This is a genomic window from Sulfurirhabdus autotrophica, assembly GCF_004346685.1.
In the GTDB taxonomy this organism is placed as follows: Bacteria; Pseudomonadota; Gammaproteobacteria; order Burkholderiales; family SMCO01; genus Sulfurirhabdus; species Sulfurirhabdus autotrophica.
Map to the genome: position 1 here is coordinate 571,966 of NZ_SMCO01000001.1, position 13,061 is coordinate 585,026.

Genomic DNA, 13,061 nt, shown 5'->3' on the forward strand with positions numbered 1-13,061 from the left:
AAAGTTGACTCACTCTGTTCCCTATTCACTTGTTATAGCAACACGCTGATAGCAAGTTAACCGTTAAGGAGGCACCCATGAAAGAAGCACACATTGATTATTCAGGCCAGGACCTGGATTACATGAAAGCAAGCGTACTCGCAAACTCTGTCGCTGACAGCGATGTAAACATAATAGAACCAGTTATGGTAGCTTGGCATGATAAGAAAACCTCAAGAATGTCCCCCGTGGTAGAGGGAAGCGTCAACACACGCTGGCATGATTACGGCGAAAGCCATGGTGGCAAACTGGAAGTGGATATAAATGGCGAATACGAATTTATATACGGCGACTCCAGCGCTTTCGAAGAATATGGCCCCAGCCCATACGTCAATCTGCATGATGAAAATGGCATCGAATATATTTGCCAGATCAATGCACTGCGCGACCCACACAACCCCACTCAGGAAGCCTGTGTTCCTCTTGACGACTGGACCAGCAAGCTAACTTGATCACCCCTGCAACCTGCCAGGCATACTGAATTCATATGCCTGGCAAACGTTAGATCTAAAAATGAGGGATATACCATGTCTGGACATAACTCTTTAATCGCAACCTACGCAAACCACTCTTTAGCAGAAACTGCTATCAAAAAATTACACAGTGCGGGCTTTGATATGCACAAACTGTCCATCGTTGAAAAGGATCACCAAAGCGCCACTGAGATAGAAGGTGCAACCGTGATAGACAACCTGGATGGTCTGGACATGACCCAATACACCTGTATTCCAAGGGAAAGGCTACCTGATTACGAAGCCGAACTGAACGCGAATCGCATGCTCATCGTCGCCCATGGCACACCGGACGAAATTGACATGGCAAAACTCATTATTGATTCAGTTCACCCGGAAAGTCTGGATGGAGAAGTAAGTTGCACGATGTATTACGGGTGTATGGATTAACGCAATCCCGATAAAAGCTGGCAGCTTTTAAGAATCAATCGGAGGCACCACAAGGATGGCGATCTTCACCACAATGATGGAATTCGCCAAGAGGCCGGTTGAACGTATATTCCGCCGGCTTAACAATCAATTCCCGGGCTGTATCCCCCACGCTACCGGTTGGAATGGTAAACGGCAGCGAAATTACAGTCAGCACAGTACCAAGTACTGTAGATACCAACCCCAGCGGACGCGCCACGACAATATCTGCCACCATATCTGTGGCTTTATCTCCGGTTACCGTATTGTCTTGTTCAGCGATGGCGGAAAAAGACGATATAGCAAATATCACCCCAATTAAACATACGTTCAACTTCTTACTCATATCAAAATACTCCCATTCTTTTTTTGAACAGAACGTAATATTAGCTTATAAAAAAAATTACTTATACACACTTCATATTCGCAATTACTTGAAAATAATGTAAAAAATATTTGACAGGTGTCCCATATGAGCCCCAGCGAGTTTTTTCGTACGGCCTGCCATTTGGTGCAATTAACGGATCAATTTTTCGCTAATCAAACTGACCAACTGCACCGACTTTTCTACATAAATTATTACTTGCTCAATAATTTCAGGAAGATGGTAGAAGTTTTCACGCTGGATCCAACTCCGTAATTTGACTGAGTCTCAACCTTATTATTTTCACTCGTTCGGCAAGTGATTCATCCGGGAAAATCATTCCCGACAAGGCGTCCGCAAAATTTGGCATCGCCATAATCGCCTTACACCGATCAGCCAGATAGTGCCGCAAATCCGTGGGGCTGTTAGAAATTTCTCCGACAAGCTCCGGCCTGCCATCCACAATGTTAACGATATCCTCCAAATCGTGGCTACCCAGCAAATCTCCCTGCCCCCGATCTGCAAACGCCTCGAACTTAGTCGCCAGGAATACGGGTGCAGCAATCAGGCGAATGACCATTCCAGCCGACAAAACGACCTCCTGTGCCGTTTGCACAGCCAGCGGATACCAGCGATTGGCAAAGCCGAGAACACTTGTATCCATGGGCATCAAATCCACCTCCAGATTATTATAACGCCAGCGGCAGATAGGCGCGTCTTGCGCCAGATCCCGCTTGAAACCAAGTTGGGCAAACTGCTTTTCCAACGCATGATATCCCGCCAAAGCTGCCACCTGCGCCACCAGATCCACATCGTAAGTCACCCGCGACGGCGCGGCAGCAGGATCAGTCAGCAACAAATCCACGGCACAACCACCCACAAATACCAACTGCTCCCGCAACGTCCCGAGCGCGTGAGCAATGAGTTCAACCTTGGCTAGATTCGGGTACTGCGCTCTCATTGAAAAAACGCCTCAAGCAACTTCTGAGCGGCATCACGCTCGCGTGCCTGGCCGCTCCGAATTGCGTCGAACAGGGCAAGGGCAGCATATAAGCGCTCATCCTTGAGTGCAGCATCCGGCACTGAAGGATACAGCGGTGCCAGGCTCAGCCCACGCACCGTGCCCTTAGGGTGCGGCCACACAGGCACAGGATCGCTGGAAGGCGCAATAATCCTGTTCAACGGTGCAGCGCCATAGGCCGTGGGAATACCACGTGTCAGCGAACCCCACACTGGTGCAAACGCGTACTTGGCGCCATGCAACACAAACTCCCGCAGCTGAGGCTTCAGCACCACCGGGCGGCGATCCTCAAACATGGCAAGCCGTGCCACCGCTGCACGCTTGAGCGCACCATGCACTGCCGAGACTGCCAAGCCAGTCTGTTCCGCCAGTTCCTGGTAACTCGCAAGGCTACCACCTCGGCTTAACAAAGCCAGCAGCACATATAAATCCTGTGGTTTTAGCGCCACCTGCCGATTACTGATCTTAGCCATATTCTTAATTCATGAAATGAGAATAATTAAATATATCATATATATAAACATAATTATAGTAACAATATTCTTATTTCTTGAATTGAGAATATCATCAATAACGTTGTATTTTGAAGAAACAAAATGAAATCGACGTAACAAGCTTAAGGACACATCAGTTGGAGTGACGCAGAAAGGCGATCTTCTTCACAACGATTGAAATCTCCAAGTGACTAGTCGAACATGTATTATGCCAAGGTGAGGAGCGAATTTAAAATCGTGACTCCAACTCACCCATACACCTCATCATGGCTACCAATGTCAAGCAGGAGAATTTCGTGTTCAGTGACCTGCACAGTCAGTGTAATACGGTAACTGTAGGTAAGGCTTACGGCCTGCAGGCCCTGGAGTTTTCCGCTAAGAGGGTGTAAACGCAGGCTGGGTTGAAAAGGATCATCACAAAGTTGCTCCATCGTTTCGATAAATCGAGGCCGGAGATCGGGGTGTTTGGTCAAAAATTTACGTGCACGGCGATCAAAGAAAGCCGTTGTAGCCAACGACCAACTCATGCAGCAGGTTCACTATCCAGATGTTGCATTAGCGCTTCGATGCTATTGTGCCGAGTAACGTTGCCTGCTTTGGCATCTGTCACCGAAGCCTTGATACGGGCCAATGCAGCTTCTTCCTGCGATTCAATCAGCTCGTTGTAAAGTTCTTCGGTCAGCACAACGTATTGCGGGCGGTTGTTTTTGATAATATGCACCGGACCTTTGGCGAGCGCTTCATCTACAGCAGCAATGCCACGACGCTTGATTTCTTGGGCGGGAACGATGTTCACAATTACCTCCTATACTTTAATTAGCACTTATTAAAGCACTATATTAAGTACCTGTAAAGGCACCAAATTATTATCGTACACGCAAAGAATCTTGACGCGATCATTCACTTCATGTCACAACATAAAACTCAATAACAATATGTTTAAATTAATTTTTTACTCATTACTAGCCAAAGTTAAATCCAAAAGATATGCCCCACTTTTCAGGATTTACAGCAAACGCACCGATTATCTCTTCAAGGTTACAACATTTTGGATGGAAACCCATGTCAACATCAAACATTGCAACTTATTATAATGTTGGTGATCCCTTGTATGATCAAAAATTAAAATACGCATTATCCATTATGAGAACAGGTGCAAGTGCAATATGCGCATAAAACTGGCATGTATAGGAATCACCTTTTTCGGCTCAACTTTAGCTATGGCCAACGATCAATTTACCGGGGTTTTCAACGGAACAGGAAGAGCTTGCAACGGGGCGCTATATCTAAAGGCAAAAACAGTTGAATGGCATTCAACTTATAGCCAATGCCAATCACAAATGTATCGAGTGCTTGAACATATAAAAACGAATGAGCAGCACAAAATTGTACTGGTAATGAAAAATCCCAATAAAAAATGTCTTTATCCCGTGGTAGAAATTAACCACAAAAAACGATATAGCTGGAACATAAACGGATACCAATCAAATCAATACAAGCCTATCAAAATAAAGACTCTGCTGACTGGAAAATTTCGACCCTCCCTGAAAGACAATGGTTATCCTGTGTAATGACGGGACCTTGGGAATCGAAGGGCGAGGCTAAGTAGCGTTACTGCTCTATGTCGAAAATCACTATGTTTTTTCGAGCAAATCGCGGTGACTTTGAAGTTGCGGTGAAGGCTTACATGAGCGCAGCGAACGTAAAGGCGCGCAGTGCCGGCCGAAGCCAAAGTTGAGCTGCTTGTTCGAGCTGGTGGCCCAGAAGTCATCGCGCTCGCCGTGGTCGACGGCCAGCGAATCACCCACCGCAAACACTGAATAAATCAGCGCCCTCCCTAACGCCGCTTCCAAATCCACGACGAACTTCAATCCGCCGACGGTAACAGCGGCTTGCCCAGTTCTCTAAGGAATTCATTGTGCTTCGTAGTCGCTATCTGGATTGCTTTCTCGATTTCCACCAAGCTTGCATGGGTCGCCGCGAGGTCGATCTCCTCCTCACCCACCGCCGTGCTGATGTAGCGAGAGATGTTCAGGTTGAAGTCGTTTTTCTCGATCTCTGCCATTTCCACCCTTCGGGCGTAGCGTTCGATGGGTTTCTCTGGACGCTGTTTGTAGGTATCAATGATCTTGGCGATATGCTCCTCGCTCAGTTGATTCTGGCGCTTGCCTTTTTCGAAGTGCTCGGCGGCGTTGATGAAGAGCACATCGTCGGGCTTCTTGCATTTCTTCAGCACGAGGATGCACACCGGGATGCCGGTGGAGTAAAAAAGATTTGCAGGCAGGCCGATGACAGTATCAATGTGGCCGTCTTGGAGGAGTTTCTTGCGGATGCGTTCCTCGGCACCGCCACGGAACAGTACGCCGTGCGGCAGGATGATCGCCATCACGCCTTCGTCTTTGAGGAAGTGGAAGCCGTGCAACAGAAAGGCAAAGTCAGCGGCGGACTTGGGGGCGAGGCCGTGGCTTTTGAAGCGCACGTCGTCAGCCAGCGCATCGGTCGGCTCCCAGCGGTAGCTAAACGGCGGGTTGGCCACGATGGCGTCGAAGCTCGGCTTTTTGGCCGGGTTCTGCTCGCGCAACGTGTCCCACTCGTTGAGCAAGGTGTCACCGTGGAAAATCTCAAACTCCGTATCCTTCACACCGTGCAGCAACATATTCATGCGGGCGAGGTTATAGGTGGTGATATTCTTCTCCTGGCCGAAGATTTTGCCGATGGTGCCGCCTGCCTTTGCCACCTTCTTGCGCACGTTGAGCAACAGGGAGCCGGAGCCGCAGGCCATGTCCATCACGCTCTCCAGCCGCTTCTTCGTGCCAGTTTTCGGTTCCTGGCTGTCCAGCGTGACGATGGCGGAGAGGATGTCGGAAATCTGTTGCGGGGTGTAGAACTCGCCCGCCTTCTTGCCAGACCCGGCGGCAAACTGGCCGATCAGGTATTCATAGGCATCGCCCAGTGCATCGATATCCGTAGAAAACTCCGCCAGTCCTTCGGCGATCTTCTGAATGATAGTGCAGAGCTTGGCATTCCGGTCCTCATACTTCTTGCCCAGCTTGGGGGAGCTCAGGTCTATCTCGGAGAACAGGCCCTGGAAGGTGCTTTCAAAAGATTCCGTCTCGATGTATTTAAAACCCGCTTGCAGCGTTTTCAGCAGATCGCTGTTCTGCGTGCGGGCCAGGTTGGCGATGCTGTTCCACAGGTGCGCGGGCTGTATGACGTAATGCACCTTGCGCCGCATCTGTTTTTCAAATTCGCCGACGTCCTCGGTATTGCGGGAATACCAGAGTTGAAGAGCGGTTACGATCGGTAGCGGTTTTTCTACTGCCTCTTCGTTTTCTCTGTTTGATTTTGGTTTCGCTTTCGCGGCAGCCACTTCCAACGCTCGGTTGGCCGTTACCTTTTCCATCTCCGCAGCGACTTCACTCGCACTCGGGTAATCCCTCCCCAGCTCCTTCTTCGCCGCCGTCTCGTAGTTGTCCGAGAGGTAGCGCAGGAAGAGGAAGGACAGCATGTAATCGCGGAAATCGTCCGCATCCATCGCTCCGCGCAATTGGTCGGCGATGCTCCAGAGCGTATTGCCCAGTTGTTTTTGATTCTGTTCAGTCATGGTTTTTTCTTTTGCTTCGTTGGTTTGGGCTTTGGTAGCCGCTTCATCGCCTGATCAAAATCACTCTCCAAGTGATCGGCCTTGGCAATCTGAGCCTTGTTGAAGTTCTCATACTCCGATTCGGCGAAAGCCTTGGCTACCTCGTGAGAGATTTTTCCGGCGTTGTTGAGAATGTCGCGGTCGTTGATCGTCAAAAAACCGTGCAGCTTGGCAATCCAGTCGTTCATCGTCATGGGCACGCGACGCATGGCTTGCCCTTCAGCAAACACCAGATATTGCTCCACCAGATTATTCAGTGCGGCTAATTCATCGGCATTGAGATAATTTTTGGCAATGCTCACATCGGCCTTGCGCACCTTGCCGCCGCGCCAACTGATCAGGCCCATATTGGGCAGATTTTTATCGGCACGGGTGTGAATGATCTCTGCCGCCGTTTGTCCCGTAATGGCCCAGTGCATCTTGTTTTGTACTGTCTGAAAAAACGAAATACTTTCAGGTTGCGTAGGGTCATAGTCAACGCTGGTGGCGTAGATGTCGGTGATTTTTTGATAAAATCGCCGCTCACTGGTGCGGATGTCCTGAATGCGCCGCGTGAGCTCTTCAAAATAGTCAAAAGGCCGATCCGGGTTTTTCAGGCGCTCGTCGTCGAGCACAAAGCCTTTAACGATGTACTCGCGCAACTGCTGGGTTGCCCACTGACGAAAGCGGGTAGCCGTATGACTTTGCACCCGGTAGCCAACGGAAATAATGGCATCCAGACTGTAGTGCCGGGTGCGGTACTGCTTACCATCAGCGGCAGTTGTAAAGAAATCCTTTACAACTGACTCTTCGTCAAGCTCCTGTTCAGAAAAGATATTTTTCAGGTGCTGCCCGATGTTCTGCTTAGTGGTGCCAAACAACTCCGCCATCAACGCTTGGCTAAGCCAGACGGTTTCATCCACAAAACGCACATCCAGCTTGGTGCGTCCATCTTCGCTTTGGTAGATCACAAACTGCGAAGGATTAACGTCCGTCATGGTTTTGCACTCCAGGTTATGCCCATCGCGATAGCGCCGCATCCCAATTCGACCATTTTCGTGACGCCACGAAAATGATCCGCCGCCGCATGACCAGAGGCCTCGCAGGATTCCATCGCGCGCTGCTCGGCGGTTTTATTCCCCTCCACTGGAGGGGTGCCCCGCAGGGGTGGGGTGGTTGCTTTCATGTCTCGTCGTGTCATTTAACCACCCCGTCCGGCATCGCCGTCCACCTCTCCATAGGAGGGAGAACCACCCCGCCCTTCGGGCACCCCTCCACCGGAGGGGAATAACTGCCGCGTCAAAAAGTCCATCACGCCCGCCAGGTTTTGTTTCACATCCACATCCAAAATATGGATGACGCACAAGCCCAGGCCCATTAGAAATGCGTCACGCTGCGCATCATATTCGGCCTTGTCATCATGGCTGCTTCCGTCTACCTCAAGCACCGCTTGCTTTTCGGCACAATAAAAATCAACGATGTAATTGCCGATAATTTTCTGACGGTCAAAGTCCAAGCCTTTGAATTGCCCTTTTTTCAACTGATTCCACAGCAATACCTCCGATAGGTTGCCTGCTTTGCGCAATGCTTTGGCTCGCTCTTTCAACGCAGGATTGAAAGGCAGCGATCGGTAATTTTTGGTGTGGCGTGTATTCCCCTCCCCTGGAGGGGTACGCCGCAGGCCAGGGGTGTTATTCCCCTCCTCTGGAGGGGTGCCCCGCAGGGGTGGGGTGGTTGCATTCAGGTCTCGTCTTGTCATTTAACCACCCCGCCCTTCGGGCACCCCTCCAACGGAGGGGAATAACTGCTGCATCAGCCCTTTCTTGTGGGTCTTAAGGGCTTCGAGCTTTTGGGTTTCGGCGGTGATCAGGGCATCGAGGTTGCTCAGGCACGAGGCGATACGTTGTTGTTCATCTGGGCCGGGGTAATAGATTTGAAATTTGTTTATTTCGCCCACAGTAAGTTGTTGTTGGGCGTTACCAAAGGCAGTGTTTTTGATATAGGAACGCAATACTTCAGAACTAGTGAAGTTATATAAATAAGCTGGAATAATTTTTTTTGCTTTTACCCTTAGGATGACCATGCCCGAATTGATTCGGATATTTTCGTAGGGTATTTCTTCAGAATAAAATGCGAATTGCCCCACTGTCCCTCTTGTGGTTAGAACAACATCCGCTCGCTTTAGCTTTCCCTTCCTTAAAGAGTCGTCTTTTTCTTTTGAAACGAATTGCATCGCATCAAACTTGAAGCCGATTTTGCTTACATTTGCTGCGCTTAAAAAAAGGCAATATCCCGATTGACTATAGTCCTCTGCCTTTGGGTAATTAGTACCTCTGTCTCCATCAATCACTTCTATCAACACATCAAGTCGATCAATCTCCCACTCCCCGGCGTTTTGGAATTCGGGGAAGCGGAGGCGGGGTTGGGTTTCGCCTTCGCGGGGAAAAAGCTGCTGCATCAGCCCTTTTTTATGGGTCTTGAGCGCCTCCACTTTCCGCGCTTGCGCGGCCATCAGCTCATCCACCGAACTCAGGCATTCGGCGATTTTTTGTTGTTCCTTCTTTTCAGGATAGAAAAGCATCGCGCTCGCAACGTCTGCTTGGCCGATTGTGGTCATTGTTGCCGATTTTCCTCGGGCAACCAGTTGGGCACGTATTGGTGCTATCTTAAAAAGGTAATGCGCAAACAACGGGATCACATGGCTGGCGTCGGCTCTGAACCTGATCAGATGTCCATCAAAAGTTACGTCACACGAGCTTCCAAGATAGATGTTCGATACAGCGATGCCGGACTTAACTAAAGACGAGCGAGTGAAGAAGATGTCTCCGTGCAATACCTTGTTCGCTTCGAAGTCGGAAAGTGAGAGTTCGATTAGTGACAAGTTCCTTTCGTCAACCGTTGTCTCGATATACATGTCTGAGACATTGATCAGTTTGTAGCCGGTTCCAACTTTCTTCGGATCATTGAAAACGCCGTTACTTAGCCCTGTGCTGCTCAGTCCGATTAGCGGACTTGCTACCCATTCCCCGGTATTTTTGAATTCGGGGAAGCGGAGCCGGGGTTGGATTCCACCTTCCGGCACCAGCGCGGGCCTTGCCTCTTCCTTCGCGGAGGTGGATTTCGTCTTACTGGTCATACGCGCTAAGTCCTGAGATGTCGCGCGCCCCGGCGCGTTTCGTCAGCAGGGGATGGAGGTCTGCCATCAGGGCGAGTTCGGCCTGGGTGCGGGCTTTCCAGCCTAGGTCGAGCGGGGCCATGAGGTCGCTGAGCTGCTCGCCATCGAAGATCATGCGGTCGAGGATGCCGTCCACGAAGGCTTGCAAGGCATCAGTGGCGATGTGGTGCTTGGCGGCGATGGCAGCGAGTTCCTTTGTGCTCTTCTCCGCCTTGAAGCGGGCGTAGCCGTCGCGGATGGCGGCCTCAGAGAGACCCTCGCCCGCCTTGAGCGTGCCGATGTATTCGGCAATGTCGTCGCGCTCGTTCATGAACTTGGCATCGGCGCTGATGAGGCCGATAAGTTCCTCGCGGGACATCTTAAACTTGCCCGGCCCTTTTTCCGAGAATTTGGCGATGAGGCCCATGATGTAGTCGTAATCAATGACAGCGGAAGCGAAGAGGACAAACTCGAAGTCGAGCTGGTCCGCTGGGTTATCGGCAGCATCTTTGTCGCCACCCTTGCCCCGCTGCTCTCTGAGCTTTTTAGCTGTTTCCAGATACTGGCCTTTGAAGCCGCGCAGGTTTGCATCGGGCAGCACCTGCTCGATGGTGGCTTTGTTTTCCCCGGTGAGGTCGGTGTATTGGTCGAGCTGGGTCTTGAGCCGCTGGACTTCCTTGAAGCGCTCGATAAAGACGGTCTTGGCGGCATCCCCCTTCAGGTTAGCGACGGCGGAGGGGGTGCAATCCAATCCCTGGGACTTCATGAAGGCGTCGAGCTTCTGCACGGCGGCCTCAAGTTTCTGGATGACCACGGGGGCCTTGTCCACGAGCCAGATTTCCCGCGCCTGCTCGCCGGTTTTCTCGCCGGAGAAGAGGGCGATGGCGGCATCGACTGAATCTTGTTGTTGGCGGAAGTCGAGGATGTTGCCGTAGGGCTTGGTGCTGTTGAGCACGCGGTTGGTGCGGGAGAAGGCCTGGATCAGGCCGTGGTGCTGAAGCTTCTTGTCCACGTAGAGCGTGTTCAGGAACTTGGAATCGAAGCCGGTAAGGAGCATGTCTACGACGATGGTGATGTCGATCTTCTCAAGGTGGCGCAGGTCCTTCTTTGGTTTCCCTTCTTCAATCTCCTTCGGCTGCTTTGGCCACTGCTGGTCCTTGATGCGCTTCTGCACATCCTGGTAGTAGAGGTCGAAATCGCTGAGTCGGTGATTGGTGCCGTAGCGGGTGTTGTAGTCGGCGAGGATGGCTTCAAGCGCCTTCTTCTTCGCTTCTGGCTCGACCTTGTTGTCTTCCTGCTCTTGCAGCAGGTCTTCGGAGAGCTGTTCGATGTCCTTTTTGCTTTCGGGATTCTCTGCGAGCTGTGCAGGCGGAGAGAAGACACAAGCGATGTTCAGCGGCTTGAAGTCGGGATCGGCGTCCTGCTTCTCGGCCTGCATCGTCTTGAACAGCGTGTGGTATTCGATGGCGTCATTGATGGACGCGGTGGCGAGGATGGCATTGAAGCGGCGTCCGCCGGTGGCGGCATCGTGCTTGGCGAGGATGGCTTCGATGACGGCCTTCTTGGCGATGGCCTCGCCTGGTTTCGGCGGATTTTTTCCCTCGGGCTTGAAGAAGTCAACATGGAAGCGCAGGACGTTCCCGTCCTCGATGGCGTGGGTGATGGTGTAAGCGTGGAGCTGATTTTGGAAGAGCTCTTCGGTGGTTTGATACGAGGCCACCTCGCCGTCGATTTTTACGCGACTGGCGTTGCCATTGGGGCCACCAAATATCGGCGTGCCAGTGAAGCCAAAGAGCTGAGCCTTGGGGAAGAATGCTTTGATGACTTTGTGATTCTCGCCAAACTGCGAGCGGTGGCACTCGTCGAAGATGAAGACGATGCGTTTGTCACTCAGCGGTGCGAGCATCTCCTTGTAGGTGGGCTGGTCGTTTTTGCTGCGCTGCTTGTTGCGCTTGCTGTTTTCGTTCAGCGCGAGGCCGAGCTTCTGGATGGTGGTGACGATGACCTTGTCCGCGTAGTCCTCTGAAAGCAGGCGGCGCACAAGGGCGGCGGTGTTGGTATTTTCTTCGACGCAGCCTTCCTGGAACTTGTTGAATTCCTCTCGCGTCTGGCGGTCGAGGTCTTTGCGGTCCACGACGAAGACGCATTTGTGAATGTGGTCGTTTTCCTTCAGCAGGGTGGAGGCTTTGAATGAGGTGAGCGTCTTGCCGCTGCCGGTGGTGTGCCAGATGTAGCCATTGCCGTTGTCATCGTCGATGCACTTCACTATGTGCTGCACAGCATAGACCTGATAGGGACGCATGATCATGAGCTTTTGCTCCCCGGCGAGCAGCACCATATAGCGGCTGATGGTGCGGCCGAGGTCACACTTTTTCAGGAAGCGCTCGGCGAACTCGTCGAGTTGGGTGATCTTGCTGTTGTCCTCGTCTGCAAACTCATAGATGGGCAGGAAGCGCTCGTCGGCATTGAAAGCGAAGTGGCGAGCGTTATTGTTGGCGAAGTAGTAGGTGCGGTCGCGATTGCTGACAATGAAGAGCTGCATAAAGCAGAGCAGCGTCTTGGTGTAGCCGTTGCCGGGGTCGTGCTTGTATTCGACGATCTGCTCCATGGCCCGACGTGGATTGACGCCTAAGGTTTTCAGCTCGATCTGCACACAGGGCACGCCGTTGATGAGAAGAATCACATCGTAGCGGTGGTGGCTGTTGTCCGTGTTGATGCGGAGCTGGTTGATGACCTCGAAATGGTTTTTGCACCAGTCCTTGAGGTTCACCAGCGTGTAGTTCAGCGGCGTACCATCGTCGCGGGTGAAGGCATTGATGCTGCGCAGGGTCTTGGCAGCGGTGAAGACATCCGGTGTAACGATTTCATCCAGCAGGCGAGCGAACTCCGCTTCGGTCAGCTTGACACGGTTGAGGGCTTCGAATTTTTCGCGGAAGTTTTTCTCAAGTGCGGCGCGGTCGCAGATATCGTCGCGATATTCGTACTTGAGACCCTGGAGTTTGCCAATAAAACCGTATTCGATGGTGTCCTCCCGGACAGCGAAGCCTGGAGTATCAGTGGGCCGGCTATAGGTATCTTTTGAATTAAGCATGACTAGCAATGTATAAAGGTGATTGGATTCGTGCTGCGCGACAAACCCCGACCAGAATGGGTTTTGACACCACTGAGGGTAACGCCTTCTTTCTCGGCTTCGATCACCCCGGCGGCCTTGCCATCCACATACGGCAGATAGTCGGTAAAGCCATGCCCGGATTTGAACGGAAATTCCCGGATCGCCACGCCACGCGCCGCATATAAGTTGGTTTGCGCTACGTCACAGACGTACCAACCCTCCGCCCGTAACAAGCGGTCTATCGTCTCCCTGGCTGCAGCTTCTAGCGACATTATTGTTATCAATTATTTTAACCATGCAATCCTAGCACAAAACCATAATGCCAATCTGCCTCT

The 13,061-nt window shown here is 51.5% G+C and carries 15 protein-coding genes; 3 read left to right on the forward strand and 12 right to left on the reverse strand.

From position 1 onward, the window contains the following. Window positions 1-77: 77 nt before the first annotated feature. A complete protein-coding gene (locus EDC63_RS02780; protein ID WP_124947495.1) occupies window positions 78-491 on the forward strand; it encodes an AF1514 family protein in 414 nt (137 codons plus the stop codon). A gap of 75 nt (window positions 492-566) precedes the next feature. Further along, a complete protein-coding gene (locus EDC63_RS02785; protein WP_124947494.1) occupies window positions 567-941 on the forward strand; it encodes a hypothetical protein in 375 nt (124 codons plus the stop codon). 34 nt (window positions 942-975) lie between these two features. Here the strand turns inward: EDC63_RS02785 and EDC63_RS02790 are convergent, their stop codons facing one another. The 5 genes from EDC63_RS02790 to EDC63_RS02810 all read right to left on the reverse strand — a co-directional run bounded on the left by EDC63_RS02790 (window position 976) and on the right by EDC63_RS02810 (window position 3,634). Beyond that, window positions 976-1,305 (reverse strand): hypothetical protein, encoded by a 330-nt coding sequence (locus EDC63_RS02790; RefSeq protein WP_124947493.1) that lies wholly within the window; start codon window positions 1,303-1,305, stop codon window positions 976-978. Window positions 1,306-1,576: 271 nt separating this feature from the next. Further along, on the reverse strand, window positions 1,577-2,284 hold the full coding sequence (locus EDC63_RS02795) for a hypothetical protein (protein ID WP_124947492.1): 708 nt from the start codon (window positions 2,282-2,284) through the stop codon (window positions 1,577-1,579). Next, entirely contained in the window at window positions 2,281-2,817 is a 537-nt protein-coding gene (locus tag EDC63_RS02800) for a MarR family winged helix-turn-helix transcriptional regulator (protein ID WP_223248406.1), read from the reverse strand. Before EDC63_RS02800 ends, EDC63_RS02795 begins: the two co-directional genes overlap by 4 nt. Window positions 2,818-3,086: 269 nt before the next feature. After that, complete coding sequence (locus EDC63_RS02805) at window positions 3,087-3,365, reverse strand: type II toxin-antitoxin system RelE/ParE family toxin (RefSeq protein WP_124947491.1); 279 nt, start codon at window positions 3,363-3,365, stop codon at window positions 3,087-3,089. Further along, a complete protein-coding gene (locus EDC63_RS02810) occupies window positions 3,362-3,634 on the reverse strand; it encodes a type II toxin-antitoxin system Phd/YefM family antitoxin (RefSeq protein ID WP_223248405.1) in 273 nt (90 codons plus the stop codon). The genes EDC63_RS02805 and EDC63_RS02810 overlap by 4 nt, the downstream gene beginning before the upstream one ends. 370 nt (window positions 3,635-4,004) lie before the next feature. Here EDC63_RS02810 and EDC63_RS02815 point away from each other — a divergent pair, with 370 nt between their 5' ends. Beyond that, window positions 4,005-4,409, forward strand: a complete 405-nt coding sequence (locus tag EDC63_RS02815) for a hypothetical protein (protein ID WP_124947489.1) — start codon at window positions 4,005-4,007, stop codon at window positions 4,407-4,409. 63 nt (window positions 4,410-4,472) lie between these two features. Here EDC63_RS02815 and EDC63_RS02820 read toward each other — a convergent pair whose 3' ends face one another. The 7 genes from EDC63_RS02820 to EDC63_RS02855 all read right to left on the reverse strand — a co-directional run bounded on the left by EDC63_RS02820 (window position 4,473) and on the right by EDC63_RS02855 (window position 13,010). Then, a complete protein-coding gene (locus tag EDC63_RS02820; RefSeq protein WP_124947488.1) occupies window positions 4,473-4,709 on the reverse strand; it encodes a hypothetical protein in 237 nt (78 codons plus the stop codon). After that, on the reverse strand, window positions 4,706-6,442 hold the full coding sequence (locus EDC63_RS02825) for a type I restriction-modification system subunit M (protein WP_124947487.1): 1,737 nt from the start codon (window positions 6,440-6,442) through the stop codon (window positions 4,706-4,708). Before EDC63_RS02825 ends, EDC63_RS02820 begins: the two co-directional genes overlap by 4 nt. Continuing rightward, entirely contained in the window at window positions 6,439-7,458 is a 1,020-nt protein-coding gene (locus tag EDC63_RS02830; RefSeq protein ID WP_124947486.1) for a virulence RhuM family protein, read from the reverse strand. The genes EDC63_RS02825 and EDC63_RS02830 overlap by 4 nt, the downstream gene beginning before the upstream one ends. 203 nt (window positions 7,459-7,661) lie before the next feature. Beyond that, window positions 7,662-8,219, reverse strand: coding sequence for an endonuclease domain-containing protein (locus EDC63_RS02840; RefSeq protein WP_124947485.1), 558 nt, complete (start codon window positions 8,217-8,219; stop codon window positions 7,662-7,664). After that, complete coding sequence (locus EDC63_RS02845) at window positions 8,220-9,596, reverse strand: restriction endonuclease subunit S (RefSeq protein WP_124947484.1); 1,377 nt, start codon at window positions 9,594-9,596, stop codon at window positions 8,220-8,222. Beyond that, the gene (locus tag EDC63_RS02850) at window positions 9,586-12,705 is read right to left on the reverse strand and encodes a type I restriction endonuclease subunit R (RefSeq protein WP_124947483.1); all 3,120 of its coding nucleotides are present in this window, start codon (window positions 12,703-12,705) and stop codon (window positions 9,586-9,588) included. The genes EDC63_RS02845 and EDC63_RS02850 overlap by 11 nt, the downstream gene beginning before the upstream one ends. A gap of 2 nt (window positions 12,706-12,707) precedes the next feature. Beyond that, complete coding sequence (locus EDC63_RS02855) at window positions 12,708-13,010, reverse strand: hypothetical protein (RefSeq protein ID WP_223248403.1); 303 nt, start codon at window positions 13,008-13,010, stop codon at window positions 12,708-12,710. Window positions 13,011-13,061: the final 51 nt, after the last annotated feature.